The sequence below is a fragment of the Clostridium sp. FS41 genome (assembly GCF_000954015.1).
GTDB lineage: Bacteria > Bacillota > Clostridia > Lachnospirales > Lachnospiraceae > Enterocloster > Enterocloster citroniae.
The window spans coordinates 170809-193019 of the sequence record NZ_JYHN01000064.1; the positions used below are offsets into that span (position 1 = coordinate 170809).

At 50.7% G+C, this 22211-nt stretch carries 20 protein-coding genes; 3 read left to right on the top strand and 17 right to left on the bottom strand.

What is annotated here, in order from left to right:
- Positions 1 to 72 precede the first annotated feature (72 nt).
- The 12 genes from CLFS41_RS18835 to CLFS41_RS18890 form a co-directional block, all read right to left on the bottom strand.
- The gene (locus CLFS41_RS18835; protein WP_007867861.1) at positions 73 to 1434 is read right to left on the bottom strand and encodes an ABC transporter permease; all 1362 of its coding nucleotides are present in this window, start codon (positions 1432 to 1434) and stop codon (positions 73 to 75) included.
- Complete coding sequence (locus CLFS41_RS18840; RefSeq protein WP_007867862.1) at positions 1431 to 3701, bottom strand: hypothetical protein; 2271 nt, start codon at positions 3699 to 3701, stop codon at positions 1431 to 1433. The genes CLFS41_RS18835 and CLFS41_RS18840 overlap by 4 nt, the downstream gene beginning before the upstream one ends.
- Positions 3685 to 4401 carry an ABC transporter ATP-binding protein gene (locus CLFS41_RS18845; RefSeq protein ID WP_007867867.1) on the bottom strand — a complete coding sequence of 239 codons (717 nt, stop codon included), beginning with the start codon at positions 4399 to 4401 and terminating at the stop codon, positions 3685 to 3687. The genes CLFS41_RS18840 and CLFS41_RS18845 overlap by 17 nt, the downstream gene beginning before the upstream one ends.
- Positions 4402 to 4658: 257 nt before the next feature.
- A complete protein-coding gene (locus CLFS41_RS18850) occupies positions 4659 to 4937 on the bottom strand; it encodes a type II toxin-antitoxin system HicB family antitoxin (protein WP_007867869.1) in 279 nt (92 codons plus the stop codon).
- 118 nt (positions 4938 to 5055) lie between these two features.
- Positions 5056 to 5859, bottom strand: a complete 804-nt coding sequence (locus CLFS41_RS18855) for a sugar phosphate isomerase/epimerase family protein (RefSeq protein ID WP_048930770.1) — start codon at positions 5857 to 5859, stop codon at positions 5056 to 5058.
- Positions 5860 to 5877: 18 nt separating this feature from the next.
- Positions 5878 to 6807, bottom strand: a complete 930-nt coding sequence (locus CLFS41_RS18860) for a transketolase C-terminal domain-containing protein (protein WP_045093133.1) — start codon at positions 6805 to 6807, stop codon at positions 5878 to 5880.
- Between the two features lie 11 nt (positions 6808 to 6818).
- Positions 6819 to 7643 (bottom strand): transketolase, encoded by an 825-nt coding sequence (locus CLFS41_RS18865; RefSeq protein ID WP_045093134.1) that lies wholly within the window; start codon positions 7641 to 7643, stop codon positions 6819 to 6821.
- Positions 7627 to 8139 carry an RpiB/LacA/LacB family sugar-phosphate isomerase gene (locus CLFS41_RS18870; protein ID WP_045093135.1) on the bottom strand — a complete coding sequence of 171 codons (513 nt, stop codon included), beginning with the start codon at positions 8137 to 8139 and terminating at the stop codon, positions 7627 to 7629. Before CLFS41_RS18870 ends, CLFS41_RS18865 begins: the two co-directional genes overlap by 17 nt.
- A 61-nt stretch (positions 8140 to 8200) precedes the next feature.
- On the bottom strand, positions 8201 to 9598 hold the full coding sequence (locus CLFS41_RS18875) for an alpha-glucosidase/alpha-galactosidase (RefSeq protein ID WP_207642653.1): 1398 nt from the start codon (positions 9596 to 9598) through the stop codon (positions 8201 to 8203).
- Positions 9599 to 9601: 3 nt separating this feature from the next.
- Positions 9602 to 10441, bottom strand: a complete 840-nt coding sequence (locus tag CLFS41_RS18880) for a carbohydrate ABC transporter permease (RefSeq protein ID WP_045093136.1) — start codon at positions 10439 to 10441, stop codon at positions 9602 to 9604.
- On the bottom strand, positions 10441 to 11358 hold the full coding sequence (locus CLFS41_RS18885) for a sugar ABC transporter permease (RefSeq protein ID WP_045093137.1): 918 nt from the start codon (positions 11356 to 11358) through the stop codon (positions 10441 to 10443). Before CLFS41_RS18885 ends, CLFS41_RS18880 begins: the two co-directional genes overlap by 1 nt.
- Positions 11359 to 11378: 20 nt before the next feature.
- The gene (locus tag CLFS41_RS18890; protein WP_045093138.1) at positions 11379 to 12740 is read right to left on the bottom strand and encodes an ABC transporter substrate-binding protein; all 1362 of its coding nucleotides are present in this window, start codon (positions 12738 to 12740) and stop codon (positions 11379 to 11381) included.
- A 231-nt stretch (positions 12741 to 12971) separates the two neighbouring features.
- Between CLFS41_RS18890 and CLFS41_RS18895 the strand changes: the two genes are divergently transcribed.
- Together CLFS41_RS18895 and CLFS41_RS18900 are read left to right on the top strand one after the other, a co-directional pair.
- A complete protein-coding gene (locus CLFS41_RS18895) occupies positions 12972 to 13712 on the top strand; it encodes a response regulator (RefSeq protein ID WP_045093139.1) in 741 nt (246 codons plus the stop codon).
- A complete protein-coding gene (locus tag CLFS41_RS18900) occupies positions 13706 to 15439 on the top strand; it encodes a histidine kinase (RefSeq protein WP_045093140.1) in 1734 nt (577 codons plus the stop codon). Before CLFS41_RS18895 ends, CLFS41_RS18900 begins: the two co-directional genes overlap by 7 nt.
- A gap of 89 nt (positions 15440 to 15528) precedes the next feature.
- Here the strand turns inward: CLFS41_RS18900 and CLFS41_RS18905 are convergent, their stop codons facing one another.
- The 5 genes from CLFS41_RS18905 to CLFS41_RS18925 are packed head-to-tail and all read right to left on the bottom strand — an operon-like array spanning position 15529 to position 20908.
- The gene (locus CLFS41_RS18905) at positions 15529 to 15939 is read right to left on the bottom strand and encodes an MGMT family protein (protein ID WP_347468643.1); all 411 of its coding nucleotides are present in this window, start codon (positions 15937 to 15939) and stop codon (positions 15529 to 15531) included.
- A complete protein-coding gene (locus CLFS41_RS18910) occupies positions 15920 to 16615 on the bottom strand; it encodes an L-ribulose-5-phosphate 4-epimerase (RefSeq protein ID WP_007867889.1) in 696 nt (231 codons plus the stop codon). Before CLFS41_RS18910 ends, CLFS41_RS18905 begins: the two co-directional genes overlap by 20 nt.
- Before the next feature lie 37 nt (positions 16616 to 16652).
- Complete coding sequence (locus CLFS41_RS18915; RefSeq protein ID WP_045093141.1) at positions 16653 to 18260, bottom strand: FGGY-family carbohydrate kinase; 1608 nt, start codon at positions 18258 to 18260, stop codon at positions 16653 to 16655.
- Positions 18261 to 18274: 14 nt separating this feature from the next.
- Positions 18275 to 19771 carry an L-arabinose isomerase gene (gene araA / locus CLFS41_RS18920; RefSeq protein WP_007867893.1) on the bottom strand — a complete coding sequence of 499 codons (1497 nt, stop codon included), beginning with the start codon at positions 19769 to 19771 and terminating at the stop codon, positions 18275 to 18277.
- Positions 19772 to 19804: 33 nt separating this feature from the next.
- Positions 19805 to 20908: a GntR family transcriptional regulator gene (locus tag CLFS41_RS18925; RefSeq protein ID WP_007867895.1), complete on the bottom strand. Its 1104-nt coding sequence runs from the start codon at positions 20906 to 20908 to the stop codon at positions 19805 to 19807.
- Between the two features lie 405 nt (positions 20909 to 21313).
- Here CLFS41_RS18925 and CLFS41_RS18930 point away from each other — a divergent pair, with 405 nt between their 5' ends.
- Entirely contained in the window at positions 21314 to 22156 is an 843-nt protein-coding gene (locus CLFS41_RS18930) for a DegV family protein (RefSeq protein ID WP_007867898.1), read from the top strand.
- Positions 22157 to 22211 lie beyond the last annotated feature (55 nt).

A 22211-nucleotide genomic window follows, 5' to 3' on the forward strand; every position in this document is an offset into this window, starting at 1 on the left:
TATCTCAGGCAAGGGACGCATTCCATATAATACAGTAATTCTTAAGTTTTCTTCAGAAACACTCTTTGGGGATCAGTCATGCTTAATGGCCTCCAGGGCCGGGATCCCCACCGCCTTGTTGGCCGGATAATAACCCGCCCCCACGCCAATGGCCACTGAAAACAGGATGGCGAACAGGCTGAGCCACCACGGGATCACGGACAGGCGGGAGGGGATATCCGCCATCCCGTCTATGATCTGCATGGAGGCGGAAACCGGTAACCGGGCAGCTGCCAGGTTCATGACAGCAGAGATCCCATAACTTAGGACCGAACCCGCAATACCTCCCAACAGGCCGATGCACCCGGCTTCCAGTAAAAATATTTTTCTTACGTCTTTTACAAAGCACCCCAGTGATTTCATCACGCCGATTTCCCTTGTGCGCTCTGATATGGACATGATCATGGTGTTAGTGATCCCCAATGCCGCCACAAACAGGGAGATTGCGCCCAGGCCTCCCAGCATCATCTGCTTCTGTCTTGCCTCCTGCTCCATGGGCTTTCGTATGCTCTCCATGGAACTGGTCCTAAATCCCATCTTTTTGATCTCCAATTCCGCCCGGGCCACATCCCTGATATCTTTTACCTTTACCAGAGCGCTTTGGTATCCCTTACGTGAATCCCACTTTTTTCCAGCCAATCGGGCCTGCTGCTCCAAAAGGGACTGGTACATTTCCAGGCTCATCAGCAGGCCCATGGAAGTCTCCTCACCCTTTGCGAAATCCTCTTTCAGCCTCCCTGCTGCCTTAAATGCCTGAACCACCCTTTTTCCGTCTTCCTTTCCGCTGTCCAGTTCCATGGTGACAGGGGTTTTCATAATGTCAAAATAGGGCGGCGGCATCACCGGCATTCCCTTGTCATCCCATTCTCCGCCGTACATATCCACTGTATTTTTTCCCTGGGGCCGTTTGGTATCCTCAAACATATAAGCGAAATTCTGTCCGGCATAAATACAGTCCTTTTTATCCGGCTGCCAATCCCCCTGCGTAAGCTTATAACCCATGGCCCGGGCAGCGGACAGGTCAATTCCCACAATGGATGCGTAACCGGCCTTGTACCGCTTATCCCTTCCCCCATAGACTGTAATGGGAACATTTTCTTCGCTCAGCTTGGGAGTGGCAGCCTCCACCCCCCGGAGTTCTTTTATTTTGTTTATGGCCCTGGTATTCAGCTTTGCGGATTTAGCTCCCTTCCCGGTGGGATACACCTGTATAATGGACAGATCCCCCATCTGCGCCAGCGCCTTTTCCTGGGCGTCCTTCATACCGATCCCAATGGATATCATGATCACCACGGAGCAGCAGCCCACAATGACCCCCAGCACAGTGAGAAGGGTGCGGGCCTTGTGGCGGCTTAAATTCTGGAGGCATACGGTGATCAGATCCCTTGTCTTCATGATCGTCCCTCCCGGTCTGTGTCATCCCGGCTCATATCTTCCAGCTCATCCCACGGATCCAGCCCGGACGCCGCCTCTTTCTTTTTCCTCCTTTTTCTTCTGACTCGGACCACTGCGGCCGGAACAACAATGGCCGGCACCAAGGCCATAAGCCATATCCCGGGGCCTGCGCCGCCCCGATCCTGATCCGTTCCCGCATCCACGGGGAGCTCACTCATTTCAGGTGCAGCCTCCTGCACAGTAAAATTCACCGGAATTTGCAGGGTCTTCACCTCCATGGCCTCATCCTCATAGGTCACGATCACCTGTCCCTTAAATTCCCCCTTTGTTCCAGGCGTTACCACAAAATCAATGGTTCCGCTTTTTCCCGGTTCAAAATTCCCCAGGGTCAGGTCCCTGGACAGGGCATCGATCTCCCCCTCCAGCCTGGCTTCCACATTGTACACCTGTCCCCGCCCCTTATTTACATAGGGAATAGAAATGGCGGCCTCCTCACCCTGGCGTATGGCTTCTGTAAATGAGGGCTCCTTTACCTGGAACCGGTCCGGCTGATATACGGGTATTGCAATGGTTTCATTGGAGTTGGACTGTTTCCGCTCCCTTTTGTCCACATATTCATATTTGCAGGCAATGGTGATCTTGGGTGACTGAAGCTTGGACTGGAACAGGGCCTGTACCGTTACCTTCTCCTTTCTGCTCTCACCCGGCCCCAGCTTTGGAATATAGAATGTGTTGGAGGATGAGTTGATGGAGATGCCCTCCCCAGTGTCCAGGGACATCACCACATTTTCTACTGCTGAGGCGTTACTGGTGTTCTGAAACTCCATCTCCAGATCAAATACCTGGCCGGCCGTCACTTTTTCCCCATATGTATAATTTGTGACGATCACATTGGGTGTGGGATTCCCAGGTCCCTTTGCCTGACCATTGGTGGGGATCACAATCTTTTCACTGTAAGTGCCCTGGACTGCTCCCTTGTCGGAATCATAATCAAATTTCAGTGTCATCCCCAATAACTGGGAAGCAGCTGAGGACAGCTCAGCCCCTGCCTGAAGGCGCACAGGCACTTCCATGGACTGGCCGGCCCTCAGTTCCCCCAAACGCCTGGTATCCGTCTCCTCCAAAAGCGATATCTGGTCATTGGATTCAAAGGTGGCTGCAAGGTTGCGGATATCCTTGTCCGCACTGGTATTTTGAAGGGTCAGCAGCACCTGGAACGCCTCCCCTGGGTTGACGGTCCTTCCAATGCTCCTCCCCACCCTGATGACGGGCTGGCCTGAGACAGAGCCTCCCTTTACGGGAATCAGTACCTTTTGGGAGGAGGTGCCTGAAACCAGATTTCCCCCTGAATAATAATTATATTTCAGCTCCAGGTCAATGACCTGGGTGGGTCCGGATATCTCTGTTCCCGCAATCATGTTGAGTTTTACAGAAGCCGTCTTCCTGGAATCCAGGCGGCTGACGATCCGGGAATTGGTGTCATCCCCGATAAACACGGAACCTCCCGGGCTCACGGTGACCACCATGTCCTCTATATCCGCGTCACTGCTGGTATTTTCCATATCCAGTTCCAGGGTGAAATGGTCTCCGGGCCCCACGGGAGCCTGTGGGCTGATCCTTCTGACTTTAATGACCGGCTGTCCGTTTGTACTGCCCGAATCCCCGTGCTCCCCGGGATAGGATTCCTCACACTCCAGTATGGCGGCTTCCTGGATCTCAGATGGGATTCCCGCCTTTTTAAAACTGGTCCTGAATTTCAGGCCATTGCCCTTTCCAAGATAGGTAAGCCTGGCAAATGTAACCGTAAACTCCAGATCATCTTCCTTTTCCGATGTTACCTTTACCTTTGGATTCCCGGACATTTTAAAGCTGTCATTGAGTTTTGTGACGGAAATATTGGTCTTCCCCACATCCTTTGTGCGTATCCCCGTCCCCTTTACATGTACAAGCACTTTGGCCTGCCTGCCTTTTCGCAGGTTATCCAGCGTATCCCTTGATCCGGCCACTGCATAGATCTCATAGCCGTCTATGCTCAGGTTCAGCGGAGCGCCCGGTACTTCTTCCGTTTCATCATTTTCTTCCTTTTCTCCGCTTCCGGATGGTCTGGGAGATGCATTCGATGGGGTCCCTGTGGCTGCCCCCGCTCCTCCCCTGCCCGTCTGGGCCAGGGCACGCCCTGCAGTCCCTCCTGCAAAAACCGAGGCCATAAGGACCACGGCTGCCAGAAATACCTCCAGTCTTTTAAGTCCCCTATATTGATTCAGCATATCCGTCCATCCTTTCATCTCCAATTACATTGCCGTCCTTTAACGTCACAATGCGGTCCGCAAAGCGCGCCATACCCGGGTCATGGGTGACCAGGATAATGGTTTCATGGTATTTCCTGGCAAAGCCCATGATCATTTTCATGATCTCCTCCGTGGTCCTGGAATCCAGGTTTCCGGTGGGCTCATCTGCAAACACCACCTGGGGCCTGGTCACAAAGGCCCGCGCGATCCCGGCCCTCTGCTGCTGGCCGCCCGACATCTGCCCCGGATAGTGATGCAGACGGTGGGACAAGCCCACCCGTCTTAAAAGCACCTGGGCAATGCCCTCCCGCTTTTCCTTTTCCATTCCCCTGAACATCAGGGGCAATGCCACGTTTTCCACCGCTGTCATGGACGGCAGCAGATTGTAGGACTGGAAGATAAAGCCGATATGTTTCTGACGGAACGCCGCCAGTTCCTCCTCATCCATCTGTGATATATTCATTCCCTGGATCAGGACCCGTCCCCTGGTAGGTTTTTCCATGCCTGCCAGCTGGTTTAACAGGGTGCTCTTTCCCGACCCTGAGGTCCCGAAGATGCAGCACACCTCACCTTTATATATTTTCAGGTTGATCCTGTTTAAGGCCACCACTTCCTCATCCCCCATCCGGTAGACTTTGCGCACATCCTGAACATGGATCATCAGCTCCTTTTGCTTCATTTGTCCCACTCCTTTTTTTCATACCACCAATCATACAGGCTAAAATCTCATGATCTGCCTCATATAATTCTTAAGAAATCTGAAGTTGTGACACTGCTATGCGCAGGTTGGATTAAGATCCTAAAAAACACCCCATCCGTTTGTATCCAAATAGATGGGGTGTTTTTAATCGATATCAATTAAATATCTCTATGTTTTAATCGGCATCCCAGGAACAGGGTGCAGTCAGGCCATAGATGCACAGATCGTATATGGTCTTAATCGTTATCAGGCATTAGTTTAACCGTGACCATGATATACTTTATGAAAGAACCCTGCTCCAATGTGATATCATCATAGTGGGACTGGGATGGGAAATCGTAAGTCCCTTCCTCAAACTCCACCCAGAGCCAGTTGTATGCTGCATATCTTGCATTCTCTACTGCATCCTCCAAATCCGGTCCATCCGCCACACAGTACTCCAGATCCGGAAATTCCACATGAAAACCCGCATCTTCCTTATGGGGTGTAAATACAGCCGGGTACGTAAACGTCATAATAGTTTTCCTCCAACATTCATAGTAAACACCCCCATTATATACTTAATTTTCCCCTTTGTACAGGCTTTCATTGTTCTAAATCAGGGCCATGGGACGCTGACTGTATCCTTCAGTGTCAGGACTGCCACAATTCGTTTCCAATTATTAGGCTTTTCTTCAAATCATTTATAAAATTTCTGCTGTAGGCCTCAAAACTGATGGCATGATCATATCCTGCCCCTTTTAGCGCCTGGAAAAACGCATCATACTCCTTTCGGTTGGAATCCCTCAGAAAACCGCGGTGTTCAGGGTCTGCCATGTGCACATGGAGCAGATGTCCTTTTCCATAATTGGAAATATGGTCAAGGGATTCCTTCTCCTCACACAAATGGTAAAAATCTACCAGCACCTTTATATTCCGTTCATTGACATCCTTTGCCAGGCTGCACCCTTCTTTGAATGTGTTGATAATATTACACTCAGCTTTGCGCAGGGGCTCGATCGCCAGATCTATGCCATAAAAGCCGGCCACCGGCGACAGGCTCCTTAACAGGCCCACGATCTGGCCGTAACCGGCTTCATAGGAAATACCGTCTGGTATACACCTGGCGGCCCCGCTTCCGAAAACCACACAGGAAGCCCCCAGGCTGCCGGCCCTCTGCAGTGCTGCATAAGCATATTTAAGCGCCCTTTCCCTTTCTTGTCTCTCCCCGATCAGCCTGAGTTTTCCCGGAAAAAAATTATTGCAGGCCCTGCACCTGATCCCCCCATCTCCCAGTCTCTGTTTTAAAGCAAGAAACTCCGGTTCCATCATGTACATGATCTCTGCCAGGGGAAGCTCCAGGTAATCACAGCCCGCCATGGCGGCCTGGGGGATCCACTCCATCCCGGTTCCATCCGGTCCTGATGACACCATATTTAAGCAGCAGCCAAATTTCATCCTTCCCTCCACGTTCCGTTACAGTTCCCAAATGGTTTTAACCGCATCCACGATATGTTCTTTTGTAAGGCCGTGATGCTCCAGCACTTCCTGGTAGCTGTGTCCGCTGCAGCCAAAGGTATCATTGATCCCCACAAACTCAACGGGCCTGCCAGTCTTTGCAAGAGCCTGGGCAACCGCGCTGCCCAGACCGCCTATGACTGTGTGCTCCTCCGCTGTCACCACGCCTTTGCAGGTCCTGGCCAGTTCAATGATCATGGTTTGATCCAACGGCTTGATGGTACTCACATTCACCACCCTGACAGAGATCTTCCCTTCCAGCTCCCGGGCGGCCGCAAGGGCCAGGGACACCATATATCCGGTGGCAAACACGGTCACATCCGTGCCCTGCTTAAGGACCGAGGGCTTTCCTATGGTAAAAGGCTTTCCCTCCTCAGTTACATTGTCGTAATCGTTTCTGTTTAATCTCAGATAACACGGCCCCTTGCTCTGTATCATAGCCTTTACGGCTTCCACGGTCTCATTTGCGTCCGCCGGGCAGATCACGGTCATGTTGGGGATTGCACGCATGTATGCCATATCCTCAATGGCCTGGTGTGTGGCTCCGTCTCCAAAGTCGGACAGTCCGGCGGAAGATCCCACAATCTTCACATTCAGGTTCCCAATGGCAATGGTCTGCCTGATCTGGTCATATGCCCGTCCGGCTGAAAATACGGCAAAGGAATTAGTAAACGGGATCCAGCCCGTCAGTGATAATCCGGCCGCCACCGAGGTCATGTCAGCTTCCGCGATCCCCATCTCGTAATGCCTGTCCGGAAATGCCTGCTCAAACATCTTTCCCATGGTGGAACCACTTAGATCCGCATCCAGGACCACCAGCCTGTCATTCTTTTTTCCTTCTTCAACCAACGTGCTGCCATACGCAATTCTTTGATTTCTATAGCCCATTTCAACACCTCCTAGGATAGCTCGTTCAATGCCTTTTCATAGTTTTCCTCTGTGAGGATTCCATTGTGAAAGCCCGCCACATGCTCCGCAAAGCTGATCCCCTTTCCCTTTACCGTGCGGGCAATGATGACCGTTGGCTTTCCTTTCATAAAATCAGCCATATCCAGGGCGGCAAGGATCTCTTCCATATGGTGGCCGTCAATCTCCAGCACATTCCAGCCAAAGCTGCGCCATTTGTCCGGAAGGGGATCCGTGTCAAACCGGTCTTTTGTACCCCCTGTTGCCTGAAGTCCATTTTTATCCACTAAAACCACCAGGTTATCCGCCCGGTAAACGCTGGCTGCCATGGCGGCCTCCCAGATCTGTCCTTCCGCCATTTCTCCGTCTCCGCACAGGACATACACCCGGCTGTCCAGTTTGTCCGCCTTAAGGCCCAGAGCCATTCCCAGCCCGATGGACACCCCCTGGCCCAGAGAGCCTGTTCCGGCTTCAATTCCCGGGGTCTTCTGCACATCGGGATGTCCCTGGAGATAGGATCCTATTTCCTTGGTGGTCTTTAGATCCTCGATCGGAAAATACCCGGCCTCAGCCAATGCCGCATACTGGAGGATCGCCACATGCCCTTTGCTCAGCAGAAAACGGTCCCTGTCCTTTTTTGCGGGATTGAATGGATCGTGGCGCATTTTATAAAAATAGATTGCCGTCACCAGGTCGGCGGCGGAACAGGAACCGCCTATATGCCCTGCCACTCCCACTCCAACGCTGACCACCATATTTCTCCTGATCCTTTTAGCGGTCTGATCCAGTTTTTCAATCAACTCAGCGCTGTATCTCATGTCCGACCTCCTTATCTGCCGCCCCCTTGCAAAAAGACCGCTCCAGTTCCAGATACCGCTGCTGCTGGCCCATCAAATGTTCGGCACGCTCCGGCCCCATGCCCTCAATAAACTCTGTCTTTATAAACACATCCGCCATCTCATATGCCATATCCGCGGGCACGATCCGGCTTCCAAAAGTAAGCACATTGGCGTCATTGATGATCCTGCACAGCCTGGCGGAATAAACGCTTTCACTGACCACGGCAAAGATCCCCTGGTGTTTGTTGGCATGTATGCACATGCCCGCGCCTGTTCCGCAGATCAGGAATCCCCGTTCGGCCCCGCCTTCCCTTATCCGGCAGCACACATTGTGGGCCGCCTCAAAGTATGGAAGAGGCGCCTGCACGTCCGTGGTGCCCAAATCCTCCACCTCATGTCCTTTTTCCAGCAGATATGCCTTTACCTTTTCCTTTAACTCATATCCGGCTTGATCTGATCCAACCGCAAGTTTCATTTTATCCTCCATTTCTTTCCATTCATACAAAGGGAGTGCTCTCAAACAGCACTCCCCCGGATCACCATCTGTAATCAGGCAAAAATTCTTTGGTATGGTCTATCATTTCACAGAAGAGTGTTTTGGCAGTCCTTACGTCCAGCGTCATCAGCGGGTCATTGCAAAATGCCTGGAATGCCTGATGGTAATCCCTGTCCACACATGCCTTCAGAATCATTTCCTGATTGATTACATGTCTCAGGACCAGGATATTGACCGGGTCAGGAAGCCTTCCTGCCTGAACGGGAATGATACGGTTCCTTGTAAAAAACGCATTGCTTTCCACCACAGCCCCCTTTGGCAATCCCTGGATCTGGCCTGTGTTGGGCAGGTTCACATTGCACATAAAGTCCTCCAGCCCAAGGAGCGCTTTGATCTGGTAAACACCATCCTCCCCTGTAACCTGGAACTTGAATGTTTCCTCCCCTGACACAAGGGCACGGCTGCGCTTAAGACGTTCTTCAAGCATCTGCTCCCGCTTATCCACGGTTGTCAGCATAAAGCCCCAGCTTGCCACAACCTCCGGATTTTTCAGATACCACGGCGGACAAAATTCCGCCAGATGACGGTCACCGGCGGCAGCGATCAGACCGTACCTCTTAAACAGGTCAAATTTAACCTTGTTTCCTGATGTAAATTCTTTATTGGCCCAGTGGTTCTTCTCCACTCCCTCCAGGCCGGTTTCCCCATATTTTTCCACCAGCTTTTCATAGAGCGGAAACAGATCCCTTCCCTGATATTCCGCGCGGTCGATCCAGGTAAAATGGTTGATCCCCAGCACATTGGTCTTGATCATCCTGCGGTCCACCGTGATACCGCAGAATTCCTTAAGGGCATATGCCAGTATTTTCTGTGTTCCGAACACCTCATGGCAGCAGCCAAACGCCTTTATCTGGGGAAATCTCTCATAAAGGATCCTGGTACACAATGTCATGGGATTGGTGTAGTTGATCACCCAGGCATCGGGGCAGTGTTCCCGGATCTTATCTGCAAATCCCTCATACATGGGCAGCACGCGCATGGCCCGGAACAGGCCGCCCGGTCCCACGGTATCCCCCACCGACTGATAGATCCCATACTTTTCCGGTGTATGTACGTCTGAACGCATTTCCTTAAAGGAAAGAATAGTGCCGGGTGTAATGGAAATGATCACAAAGTCAGCTCCCTCCAGGGCACTGTCGATATCCTCGCTGACAACATAGTTCCACTGTGATCTGGCATCCTCCATCCGGGCCGCTTTATTTCCTATTATCTCATTGGCCTTGGCGGAGGGCAGATCGATATCATACAGGAACACAGTGCCTGAAATGGATTCTTCCAGGGACAGGTCGCTCATAAATCCCCACGCCCATCCCCTGGACCCTCCCCCTATGTAGGCAATCTTAATATCCTTTACGCAGTTTTTTTCATATTTTATCATGTCTTATCCTTTCATACCCGTAGTGGCGATCCCCTCAATAAAATATCTCTGTGCAAAGAAGAACAGTATGATCAGGGGCAGTATGGATACCAGGGCCATGGCCAGAACCTGATTCCAGTATACGGTGCCGCTTGTATCCAGCACCATTCTTACTCCTAATGCAAGGGGATAATTTTTAACACTGTTGATATAGATCAGGGGATTATAAAAATCATTCCACACCCACATAAACTGCATAAGTCCCACGGAAAAAAGAGCAGGTTTCGTGAGGGGAAGGAGAATGCTTTTAAAAATCACAAATGAATTAGCCCCGTCTATCTTTGCTGATTCATCCAAGTCTTTTGGGATTCCCCTTAAAAACTGTATGAGCATGAAAATAAAAAAGGGATATGCTGCCAGTAAGGCCGGCATCCAAAAGGGCTTAAAGGTGTTGAGCCATCCAAGGTTGCGAAACAGCAGGTACCGCGGAATGATGATGGCTGCATTGGGAAGCATAAGGGTGGAGATCATCAGGCCGAACAGCAGCTTTTTTCCCACAAATTTGAATCTAGCAAACCCGTATGCCACAATGCTGCAGGAAGCAATGGTAAAAAACACGGCAGGGATGACCATTTTAAAGGAATTGATAAAAAATGTGGTAAAGGTATACTGGCCGCTGCCCTTCCATCCCTTCAGGTACGCGTCAAGGCTGTAGGAGGATGGGAGAAGGGCTGTTGTGCCAAACAATTCCTTATTATCCTTAAATGTGGCAAAAAACATCCAAATCAGCGGATAGACCATGATGAATCCAAATACAACCAAGATCACATAAGCCCAAATCGTCCTCTTTGTCTTCTTTTTCATCAGAATTCTCCTTCATCTTCGTAATATACCCATGCGTCTGAACTCTTAAAGATCAGCAATGTGAAAATAAATATGAGCAAAAACATGATCCAGGACGTGGCGCTGGCATATCCCATCTTAAAGCTTCCGTTTCCAAACGCGTCATCATAGAGTTTCATGCCCAGCAGATATGTGGACTTGAGGGGCCCGCCCCCGGTTACAACAAATCCGGAAGTGAAGTTCTGCAGCGCATTGATGGTCTGCATGATCATATTAAAAAACACAATGGGTGTGATCATGGGCAGGGTGATGGTGAAAAAGTTTTTGACCGAAGTGGAACCGTCCACGCTGGCGGCCTCGTACAATTCCTGGGGAACCTGTTTTAATGCGGCCAGGAACAATACCATGGATGAACCGAACTGCCATACCTGGAGAAGGCTGATGGTGGGCATGGCCCAGGCCGTACTTCCCAGCCAGTCAATGGGTCCTACATGGATCATGCTGAGGACAGTGTTGATCATGCCCTCCTTCATGAACATCAGTTTCCACAGAGCGGATATGGCAACGCTGCCCCCCAGAATGGAGGGAAGATAATAGACCGTCCGAAAAAAATTGACCCCTTTCAGATTTACATTTAAGATCATGGCCACGATCAGTGCAAAGACTAGTTTGGCCGGAACTGTCATGGCTGCGTATTTTAACGTGGCTGTCAGGGAATTCCAAAAGTCAGGATCCACAGTAAACAGCCTGATATAATTGGCCAGCCCCACAAATTGAGGTTTGGAGAACATATTATAGTTTGTAAACGAATAACAGAAAGAGGCCACAAAGGGATAAAGCTGCAGAAGCAGAAATCCTAATATCCAGGGGCTTATATAGATAAGCCCCATATTCCTTTTGAAGAACCCTTGCCGCCTCCTTTTTTTCTTATTTTCCATTTATCCCACATCCCTTTTCTTTATTTCAATGTATTTAAGACATCCTCCAAAAGCTTCATGGTCTCATCAGCAACTTCCCCGGGAGTCCCTTTGTGGTAAGCGATCTTCTCCACCGCATTGGTAAATACCGCCTCCACTTCCGTGTTGGAGGAAGGACCGTTCTCAGCTTTTCCGCTGTGGCTGATGCCATATTCAATTGTGATAACCGAATTACTGTCCAAGATCCCTTCCTCCTCACACATGGTACGAATCTTATCCACAGACGGAATGGAGCGCACATCCCCCAAGATCTTTCCCGCCTCCTCGTCATTAAAGAAGAAATTCAGGAACTTTAGGGCCTCTTCCTTGTTCTCACAGGAAGCCGGTATGGACATGACCTGTGCGGGCCGGATCAAAAGTGCCGTATCCTTGGCATTGTCCAGAACAGGAATGGGGATAACCTGTATATTGTCTGCTCCGATCAGGCCATTGAGTTCAGAAATGTTGGAGGTCCATCCAAAGCTGGCCAGCAATTCCCCTGAAGCCACTTTGGGATTGGTATAGAACACATCATTAAAGGCGGCTGAGTCCTGAATGGGCTCAAATACCTTTTCATCATACATCCGCTGCACCAGATCAAATGCATCCGTGAGAACCTCCTTGTCGAAACCGATCGTATAATCATCATTGATTACCTGTTCCCCCGTGGTCTGCTGGATATAACCCTTAACCACATAGATGGCGGTCAAACGGGGATCGGTTACAAGAAGATAGGAGTTGGGATCCTGTTCCTGGACCTTTTTCCCCATCTCAATATAGTCTTCCCAGGTCAGCTTGTCATCCAGGCTGATATCCAATCCGAACTTCTCCGCCGATGCCTTGTTCATATAAGCGGTTCGCGCATTCATTCCCGTTGGCAGGGCAATGAGCTGGTCATTAAATACGCAGAAGCTGTTCAGGAATTCCTCGTCAAATCCGGAAACATCCATCAAATCCGGATAGTCCTGTAAATGAATAAAAAAATCTCCCTTGTTGGCATAATCCGGCATCCAGTTTGCGTTAAGCTGTATGATATCCGGCGCTGTCTGTCCTGCAAGCTGTGTGGAGATCTTCTGCTGATAGCCGTCAAACCCCCCGTACTCCGCTTCAATGGTCACATTGGGATTCCTGTCCATATACAGCTCAATGGCTTTTAATGTGGCCTGGTGCCTTCCTTCATCTCCCCACCATGCAAATCTCAGTGTTACCTTTTCCTGCTTCCCCGCAGTTTTTCCTGCCTGGGCCGTGGTCTCATTGCCGCTTTCCTTGGGCGCGGCTGTCTGGTTCCCCCCGGAACATCCTGTCAGACTTCCGGCTGCCAAAGCTCCTGCCAAAAAAAGTGCCCCCATGTTTTTTAAATTCATTTAACCTTCCTCCTGTCTGTTGCGGTATTGATGATGACCGATCCAACTGATGTTAAAATTATATCCAATATGATCCTCTTTTCAAAGGTTGCTATTCTACAAAATCGGGATGGCAATCTACAATTTGAGGCATTTTTGTTGAAATTCCATACATTTCACCGTATAATGAAAAAGCATTCATATATTTACTATTTATGGTAAAAATAATCGCACAACTCTGAGGGGGATTTTATGTACAGTCTGCTAATTGTAGATGATGAAAAGAAACTGCGGGAAGGGATTGCATCCTTATATGACTGGAACAGTCTTGGATTTGAGGTAGAAGCATGCCTGGAAAACGGAAAACTGGCCATTGATTACATTCTCCACCATCCGGTTGACGCGGTCCTCTGCGATATCCGCATGCCGGTCCTGGACGGAATCGCCTTTGCCAAGTATATCCACGACCAAAAGATACACACAAAGGTTGTTTTCCTCAGCGGTTATTCTGATTTTGAGCTGGCCCAGAAAGCCATCCGGTACCAGGTTACGGATTATATCCTGAAACCCACCACATATATGGAAATATTTACTGTTTTTAATAAGATCAAAGAAGTACTGGACAGTGAGCATTTACAGACATCCCTGATTCCCGGTACAGACCAGGGAGATTCCCCGATCATCCCCTACATAAAACGCTATGTGTCGGAAAACCTTGCCTCTGCTTCCCTGAATAAGATCTCACTGGAGCTCAATCTGACTCCCAACTACCTTTCCAAACTATTCAGGGAGCAGATGGATATCACATTTACAGAATACCTGATACAGGAAAAAATGAATTATGCGTGCCAGCTTCTCCAGAACGTAAATTTCAAGGTGTATGAGGTGTCCTTAATGTGCGGTTATGACAATCCGAAAAACTTTGTAAAAACATTCCGCCAGTCCATTGGATGTACTCCTCAGGAATACAGAAAGGGGCGTACAAAATGCTGAAACGTTCCCTGCGCAACAGTTTTCTGCGCATTGCCAGTCTGATCTGCCTGCCCATCCTCTGTGTCGGCACCCTGGTCTTTTATTTTTCATTCACCACCCTTGTAAAGGAGACTCAGAACCGTATTAATGCCTCCTGCCATCTGATGGAGCAGTCCCTGACCAATGTTTTCCGTGAAGTCAACAAGCAGAAATCGCTGTTTGAGGGCAATTCCATTCTGTATCTCACCATCCTGCAGCTTCTCAACAATGAAACGCTGACCTACGAACAGGTACAGACCCTGCGCACCATCACTCCGATCTTTAACAGCACTTTGGGATACGACAATATTTATCACTCCCTGTATGTTTACATGCCCAACCGGTTTGACAATTTCTTTTCGTCCAATAACCGCAGGGAGAACCTTAAGACAACCAGGGACCCGGAGTGGTACCAGACGTTCCTCAATATGCCGGAAGATGAAAATATACTAATCCAGCGCAGGACCATCCGGGAATCCTCCCTCCTCACCTATGATGTGATATCTATTTACCAGCGCTTTCACAAAAACAATGTGATCGTGATCAATATCCGCAGCTCCTATTTTGAGAATATCCTCACCGATGTGGCTGAGCTGGAGAACATGCAGTTTTTCCTGCTGGATCTTAAGAACCAGCCCCTGGTATCCAGCCTTAACACAGAGGACAGCCATGGCATAGATTTTACATCCATCATGGAGCAGGATTCAGATACCATCACCATCCGCCATCAGGATTATTTCGTGGAAGCGGTCAATGACAACCCTTATATGAACTATGTGTTTCTGATCCCCCGCCGATCCCTGTACGCCCTGTCCAATAAGATCCTGGCAACCACGTTTCTCACAGGAGGGCTGGGGCTTCTCATAAGCATCAGTATCGCCTGGTACACAAATGACCAGAGAAGAAACCAGATCTTCAGCATTTTGTCGGTTTTTGAAGCCGCGGAAAAACAGCAGCAGCTTCCTGAAATGGTGCCTGTTATCACAGATGAATACAGCCTGATCCTGAACAATATCATAAAGACGTTTTTGAGGAACAATGAGCTGAATATGAAGCTGACCAACTTTCAATACCAGAAGGCATCCGCTGAGCTGGTTGCCCTGCAATGCCAGCTCAATCCCCACTTCCTGTTCAATACCCTGCAGACCATTAATTTTGAACTGATGCAGCTTCCCGGCTCTGCCGGTGCTGTCCGGATGCTGGCCAACCTTTCCCACCTGCTGCGCTATACTTTGGATTCCCCTGAAAAGCTGCCTTCCCTCCAGGATGAGATATTGGCGACCAAGGAATATATCGCCCTTCAGAAGGTCCGGTACGGGGACACCTTTGACGTGCTGTGGGATTATGAGGAGGATGCATTGCAGGAACTGGTGAAGCGTCTTCTGATCCAGCCTATCATCGAGAATTCCCTTCTCTATGGCATGAAGGGAAAACAGGGAAAAATGATCATCAAGATCAAGATCCTGAAACAAAACCATGCACTGAACTATACCATTATAGACAACGGAACCGGCATGGCTCCCGCCCGTCTCCGGGAGATCGCAGAGTGCCTGAAGCAGGAGAATTACGTGCCTCATAACCATATCGGCCTGGCCAACACCAATCAGAGGATCAAACTGCAGTATCCCGGATCACCGGGCATCCATCTCTATTCCAAAGAGAATATGGGCACTATTGTATCCTGGTCCTGCCCTCTGGCAGAACCATGACAAATGCCTTTCACACGTCTCCCAGCGCCCGCTTGAGCAGCCCGTTAAAGCGCGCCACGGGTGTAAACAAAAAGGAGAAGACCTGTATCTCAGATCTTCTCCCTTTCAAACTCATCCAGAAATCCCATGGCATCCTTCAGGGTATTCCTCCAGCCAAATTTCTTCAGATCCACCCGGTTATCCGGAGATACGGCCACTCCCTCATCCATCAGGAGCTGCTTTTGCAATCCCGGATAATCAAAGCTGGCCGCCCCGCTTAGGAATCCCTGGCCATTGACCACGCGGTGGGCCGGGACCTGGCCGGACAGATCATTCCTAAGGGCGTAGCCCACCTGCCTGGCGTTCTTTGGGCGGCCGCAGAGCAGGGCGATCTGTCCATAGGTCACCACACGCCCTTCCGGCACAGCCCTCAGAACCACTCCTACGCGGCGGTAAAAATCCACGGCCGCCCCGGACCCTGTTTTCTGCTTAGGATCCGCCTTACCGGTTTCTCTGTCCATAATATGCGTTTGGACCATGCTTGCGCATGAAATGCTTATCCAGCATACACTGTGGGGCGGGCTCCACCTGTGGATTAAGCATCTCGGTCATGTAATTCATCTTGGCCACTTCCTCCAGCACCACGGCATTGTGCACTGCCTCAGCCGCATCCTTTCCCCAGGTAAAGGGCCCGTGGTTCTTGCACAGCACTGCCGGGACATAGACAGGGTTCTTGCCTGCAAAGGTCTCCACGATCACCTTGCCCGTGTTCATCTCATACCCTTCCTCGATCTCCTCCTCGGTCAGGTTCCTTGCGCATGGGATTTCTCCGTAAAAATAATCCGCATGGGTGGTCCCATAACATGGAAGCGCCCTTCCGGCCTGGGCCCAGGCCGCGGCGTGGGGAGAGTGGGTGTGCACAATGCCGCCAATGTCCTTAAATGCCTTGTACAATTCCACATGGGTTGCAGTATCTGAGGATGGGTTCATATCGCCCTCCACCTTGTTGCCCTCCAGATCTACCACCACCATCTGGGATGGTTTCAGCTTGTCATAGTCCACGCCGCTGGGCTTGATCACAAAAAGTCCCTTTTCCCTGTCAATGCCGCTGACATTTCCCCAAGTATAAGTGATCAGCCCTCTTCTGGGCAGTTCCATGTTTGCTTCATATACGATCTGTTTCAGTTCCTCTAACATCTCTGTTCCTCCATCGGTCTTTTGCCTGTTGTTCCGTCTATCTCATATGATCCACAGCCGCCCGCTCAATGGCAAGCCCCTGTGCGTACCGCTCCATAAATGCCTCAAAGCCTTCCACGTCTTCCTTCACCGGCTCCAAACGTATACCCTGATCTCCTCCGAATACCTGATCCGCCAGATACCGGTCCAGGCTCTGGCCCTCTTTCTTGTTCCTCATATAGGCTGCCAGCAGGGCAATTCCCCATGCTCCGCCTTCACCGGCCGTTTCCATCACGGATACAGGCGCGTTCATGGCCCCTGCCAGGATCCTCTGACCCACACCCTTTGTCTTAAACAGGCCTCCATGGCCCAGCAGGGTATCCACCTTCACATGTTCCTCCTTTAACAGGATATCCATACCTGTCTTAAGCGCTCCCAGAGAAGTATAAAGGTGTACCCTCATAAAGTTGGCAAGGCTGAACTTGCTGTCCGGCATGCGCACAAACAGGGGGCGTCCCTCCTCAAAGTGGGTGATGTGCTCTCCGGAGAAATAGTTATAGGCCAACAGGCCGCCGCAGTCCGGATCTCCCTCCAGCGCCTTATTATAAAGCGTTCCAAACAGGTCGTTCATATCCGCCTTCATGCCCATTGTCTCTAAAAATTCCTTAAACAGGTTCACCCATGCATTGAGGTCGGAGGTGCAGTTATTACAGTGCACCATTGCCACCATGTCACCGGCCGGCGTGGTTACCAGATCAATCTCCGGGTACACATGCTCCAATTCCTTTTCCAGAACCACCATGGCAAACACACTTGTACCAGCAGACACATTGCCGGTGCGCACCGCAACACTGTTGGTGGCCGCCATGCCGGTTCCCGCATCCCCTTCCGGGGGACACATAGGAATCCCTGCCTTCAGACTGCCGGATATATCCAAAAGCTTTGCGCCTTCCTCTGTAAGTGTGCCCGCATCCTCTCCAGCCACCAGGGCTTTGGGAAGTATATCCCGCAATTTCCATGGGAAATGCTCCCCGGCCACCAGTTCGTCAAACTGTTCGATCCTCTTCTGGTCAAAATCCTTTGTATGGATATCCACCGGGAACATACCTGCCACATCACCGATGCCCAGGACCTTCCTTCCTGTCAGCTTCCAGTGCACATATCCCTCCAGGGTAATGAGGTAGTCGATCTCCTTTACATGCTCCTCCCTGTTAAGGATGGCCTGGTACAGATGGGCAATGCTCCATCTCTGAGGCACATTGTAACGGAAGACCTGGGTCAGCTTCTCAGAAGCCGGACCTGTGATGGTGTTCCTCCAGGTACGGAAGGGAACCAGCAAATCGCCCTCCTTATTAAATGCCATGTAGCCGTGCATCATGGCTGAAAATCCAATGGAGCCAACCGTGGTAAGAGTGACGCCGTACTTATCCTTCACATCCGCCGCCATGGCTGCGTAGCAGTCCTGTATGCCGGTCCAGATATCCTCCAGGGTATAGGTCCAGATATGATCCACATACCGGTTCTCCCAGTCATGGCTTCCGGAAGCAATCGGAGTGTGGTCCTCCCCGATGAGCACTGCCTTGATCCTGGTGGAGCCCAGTTCGATTCCCAGTGATGTGTTCCCTTTTTCAATCCATTCCCTGACTGTATTATGATCTAAACTCATAAAATCCCCCTCCCTTATCTGTAGACCGCCCCATTCCAGCGCATCTCGTTCTTCAGCCCTCTGATGGTGGTATCCTTGTCAATATAAACCACTTCAATGCCCATGGACTCTGCCCAGTCTCCCATCTGCTCCGCCGTCAGGTCATAGGAGAATGCGGTATGATGGGCGCCACCGGCCAGGATCCATGCCTCCGCACCTGTTGCCAGGCTGGGCTCAGGGGTCCAGAACGCGGTTGCCACGGGAAGCTTAGGCATTGCCTTCTCCGTCTTCCTGCATTCCACATCATTGATGATCAGGCGGAACCTGGTTCCCAGGTCCACAAGTGAGGTTGCAATGCCATGTCCTGTCTTGGACGTGAACACAAGCCTTGCAGGGTCCTCCCTGTCGCCCATGGACAGCGGATTTACCTTGATGCTGATCTCCCCATCGGCGATGGACGGGCAGACCTCCAGCATATGGGCCTCCAGGATCCCCTCCTTGCCCGGCACCAGATTGTATGTATAGTCCTCCATAAAGGATGTGCCCTTTGCGTTCTTAACGCCCTGGGCCATGATCTTCATGAGCCTTACCATGGCGGCTGTCTTCCAGTCTCCCTCGCCGCCAAATCCATAGCCCTTTTCCATCAGCCTCTGGATCGCCAGGCCCGGAAGCTGCTGCAGCTCGCCCAGATCGCCGAAATGGGTCACAATGGCATGATAATCCTTTTCAACAAGGAATCTCTCAAGTCCTGCCTCGATCTGCGCCTGCACCGCCACATGGCGTTTAAATTCCTCAGGATCCCTTCCCTCCAGCAGGATGGTATATTTGCTGTAATACTCGTCAACCAGGGCTGTGATATCCCCTTTTGGAACCGCCTTCACATACTGGCACAGTTCATTTACCGGGTAGGCATCCACCTCCCAGCCGAATTTCACCTGGGCCTCTACCTTATCTCCCTCTGTGACAGCCACGTTTCTCATGTTGTCGGCAAATCTCACCACCCTCACATGGCTGCTTTCCATGATCCCCACCGCAGTGCGCATCCAGCCCGCAATTCGGCCGACCACCTTCTCATCGCTCCAGTGTCCCACGATCACCTTCCGCTCAATGCCCATGCGTGTGACCATATGGCCGTATTCCCTGTCGCCGTGTGCGGACTGGTTCTCATTCATAAAATCCATGTCAATGGTGTCATAAGGAATCTCCCGGTTAAACTGGGTATGGAAATGCATCAGAGGCTTTCTAAACTCCTGAAGTCCCAGAATCCAGGACTTGGCCGGTGAAAATGTGTGCATCCATGTGATGACGCCTGCGCACTCCTCATCAGCATTTGCCTCGTTAAACGTCCTGCGGATCAGTTCATTGGTGATCAGGGTTGGTTTCCATACCACTTCGTATGGAAGGATCCCTGACCGGTTCAGGCTTTCCACAATGATCCTGGAGTGCTCCGCCACATGTGCCAGGCACTCCTCCCCATACAGATCCTGTGAACCGGTGCAGAACCAAAACTTATAATTTTTAACTCCTGTCATTTTTATCGTCCTCCTGGATATTATAATATTTTTTTACTGCTTTGCATCATCATCTTTTATAAGCTTCACGGAATCCCGCCCAATCACATCCGGGTCAAAGCGATAGTTCCCGTCAAAACATGGATTCTCGATCATCTTCACAATATTTTCAGCCGCTTTCCGCCCCAGCTCCTCCATGGGATAGGGCAGGGATGTGATTGGCACCTCCGCCAGGGTGGAAAGCTCCGAATTGTCAATACCCACCAGGGAAAGCTGGTCCGGAATGGAGATTCCCCGTTTTTCACAGATGCCGGACAGAATATAGGCCACCTCATCATTATAACACACAACAGCCGTACAGTCCCCGATGCGGCGGAAGAGATAGTCTGACCAATACTCCATCTCCACCATATCCTCGGAATCGATCCACACCACATTCCTGTCCTTGGCCCTTAAACCAGCCTCCTCCATTCCCTGCATAAACCCCTTGTAGCGCAGGGGCCCCTGTCCGTCATCGCATTTAAAGATACCGCCGATCTTCCTATGTCCGGCCTTTACCAGGTACTCCACAGCCTTTCTGCCCACACTCACATCATCCATTGCCACAAAGGGCAGGCCCAGCTCCGGATACGTGCAGTTAAAGAACAAAACCGGTATATGCCTATTCATCAGTTCCCTGTAGCAGCGCAGGTTGGGATTAGGCAGAGCGCTTTTGGCCGGCTCCACGATCAGGCCGTCTATCATATCCTTGTCGATCAGGTTGCTCAGTATCTCCTGCTCCCTGCCGGTCCGGTTGCCTGTAAAGGCGATCTGGGTCGTATATCCCTTCTGTGACAGCACGCTTTCTATCTCCCTGAGTACGGTGGGAAATACATAGCTGTCCACATAGGTGCTGATCACGGCAATGTTCATATACCGCTCCTGACGCCCCAGCCTGCCCTCTCCGCCCACATAGGTCCCGCTTCCCCTGACCCTGGTCACCAGTTTCTGCTGTTCCAGCAGGTCGATGGCATGGCGGATCGTCTGGCGGCTCAGCTGAAACCGCTGGCTGAGTTCATTCTCCGAGGGAAGCCTGGCCCCTAGCTTCAGACTCCCATTGCTCATACTGTCCACAATCCAGTTATAGACCACCCGATATTTTGGTTCCTGTAATCCCATAAGCAGCCCCTGTTCCTCATTTTTATGTACGTACAACTTACCCGGTAATCATGCAGCCAAGTTCCGGTGCACGGGGCAGCCTATCACAGGTCTTTTTCGCAAAATGCATGCATCCATCTGCGGTTTTGATCATAATATCTGCCCATATCCCTGGATATTTCGTTTATTTAACCAATCAATCCTCTTTATTCCTACTATACATTTTTCCGATATGGATGTCAACAAGTATTGATAACTTTTTTGAATTCTAAAAATATGTATGTACAACTTTAACGCGGAGATAAACAGAGACAGATATGGCTTTGAAATCATTTCTCAAACCTTTTTTGATTTTATATTGACACAGATATCATATTATGAGATACTTTAATATATAGTTTTGATTACTACATATGGAGGTATGAGATGAAGACTGCTATTTTAATTGACTCAGGCTGCGATGTATCCGATGAACTGGCCCGAACATATCACATGAAGGTAATGCGCCTTCATATCATTTATCCTGAAAAAGATTATATTGACGGAACGGACATAACAGCTGAAACCGTTTACCAGCGTTTCCCCAGGGAGATCCCCATCACCTCCACCCCCAGTCCCCAGGATGTGAGGGAGATGCTGGACGAGATCAAATCAGAAGGTTACACCCATGTACTGGCCTTCTGCATTTCCAGCGGTTTAAGCGGCACCTTTAATACGGTGGGATGTGCCCTGGAGGAGGACACGGACCTGACCTCTTTTGTGCTGGACACCAGAAGCATCTCCTTTGGAGCCGGCATACTGGCTGTGTGGGCCGCCATGCAGCTGGAGGAGGGAAGGACCTTTGATGAACTGAAAGAGATCCTTCCCGGAAAGGTAAAGGATTCCAAGGTCTTCTATTACATGGACACCCTGACCTACCTGCGCAAGGGCGGCCGCATCGGCCTGGTCACCTCCGTGGTGGGCAGCATGCTGAACATTAAACCCATTATCTCCTGCAACGGTGACGGCGTCTACTACACAGCCGCCAAGATACGGGGCGCAAAGCAGGGCCTTACCAGGCTTCTGGAAGAAGCAGGGAAATTCGCGGGCAACGGCCCATGTCTCACCGCTCTGCTTAACGGCCAGGGACAGGACGCCGCTGATGCGCTCCGCCCCAGACTGACCACCGGCATCCCCAATGGGACACTGATCATGGAAAAGGCCATCACCGCATCCCTGGCCGTACATACCGGCCCCGGGCTTGTGGGGATCGGAGTTCTCCGCCTGTAAATTCCAGTCTTTATTTCCGTATTCAAAATCCCGGTACTGCATCACATCCCTTTCG

Excerpts from the sequence above, each read along its gene's own strand:
- CLFS41_RS18865 (WP_045093134.1), bottom strand. The coding sequence starts at position 7,643 with ATGAGATACAGCGCTGAGTTGATTGAAAAACTGGATCAGACCGCTAAA.
- CLFS41_RS18840 (WP_007867862.1), bottom strand. The coding sequence starts at position 3,701 with ATGCTGAATCAATATAGGGGACTTAAAAGACTGGAGGTATTTCTGGCA.
- CLFS41_RS18925 (WP_007867895.1), bottom strand. The coding sequence starts at position 20,908 with ATGGGATTACAGGAACCAAAATATCGGGTGGTCTATAACTGGATTGTG.
- CLFS41_RS18835 (WP_007867861.1), bottom strand. The coding sequence starts at position 1,434 with ATGAAGACAAGGGATCTGATCACCGTATGCCTCCAGAATTTAAGCCGC.
- CLFS41_RS18845 (WP_007867867.1), bottom strand. The coding sequence starts at position 4,401 with ATGAAGCAAAAGGAGCTGATGATCCATGTTCAGGATGTGCGCAAAGTC.
- CLFS41_RS18850 (WP_007867869.1), bottom strand. The coding sequence starts at position 4,937 with ATGACGTTTACGTACCCGGCTGTATTTACACCCCATAAGGAAGATGCG.
- CLFS41_RS18870 (WP_045093135.1), bottom strand. The coding sequence starts at position 8,139 with ATGAAACTTGCGGTTGGATCAGATCAAGCCGGATATGAGTTAAAGGAA.
- CLFS41_RS18880 (WP_045093136.1), bottom strand. The coding sequence starts at position 10,441 with ATGAAAAAGAAGACAAAGAGGACGATTTGGGCTTATGTGATCTTGGTT.
- CLFS41_RS18930 (WP_007867898.1), top strand. The coding sequence starts at position 21,314 with ATGAAGACTGCTATTTTAATTGACTCAGGCTGCGATGTATCCGATGAA.
- CLFS41_RS18905 (WP_347468643.1), bottom strand. The coding sequence starts at position 15,939 with ATGGACAGAGAAACCGGTAAGGCGGATCCTAAGCAGAAAACAGGGTCC.
- CLFS41_RS18855 (WP_048930770.1), bottom strand. The coding sequence starts at position 5,859 with ATGAAATTTGGCTGCTGCTTAAATATGGTGTCATCAGGACCGGATGGA.
- CLFS41_RS18900 (WP_045093140.1), top strand. The coding sequence starts at position 13,706 with ATGCTGAAACGTTCCCTGCGCAACAGTTTTCTGCGCATTGCCAGTCTG.
- CLFS41_RS18915 (WP_045093141.1), bottom strand. The coding sequence starts at position 18,260 with ATGAGTTTAGATCATAATACAGTCAGGGAATGGATTGAAAAAGGGAAC.
- CLFS41_RS18910 (WP_007867889.1), bottom strand. The coding sequence starts at position 16,615 with ATGTTAGAGGAACTGAAACAGATCGTATATGAAGCAAACATGGAACTG.
- CLFS41_RS18890 (WP_045093138.1), bottom strand. The coding sequence starts at position 12,740 with ATGAATTTAAAAAACATGGGGGCACTTTTTTTGGCAGGAGCTTTGGCA.
- araA (WP_007867893.1), bottom strand. The coding sequence starts at position 19,771 with ATGACAGGAGTTAAAAATTATAAGTTTTGGTTCTGCACCGGTTCACAG.
- CLFS41_RS18875 (WP_207642653.1), bottom strand. The coding sequence starts at position 9,598 with ATGATAAAATATGAAAAAAACTGCGTAAAGGATATTAAGATTGCCTAC.
- CLFS41_RS18885 (WP_045093137.1), bottom strand. The coding sequence starts at position 11,358 with ATGGAAAATAAGAAAAAAAGGAGGCGGCAAGGGTTCTTCAAAAGGAAT.
- CLFS41_RS18860 (WP_045093133.1), bottom strand. The coding sequence starts at position 6,807 with ATGGGCTATAGAAATCAAAGAATTGCGTATGGCAGCACGTTGGTTGAA.
- CLFS41_RS18895 (WP_045093139.1), top strand. The coding sequence starts at position 12,972 with ATGTACAGTCTGCTAATTGTAGATGATGAAAAGAAACTGCGGGAAGGG.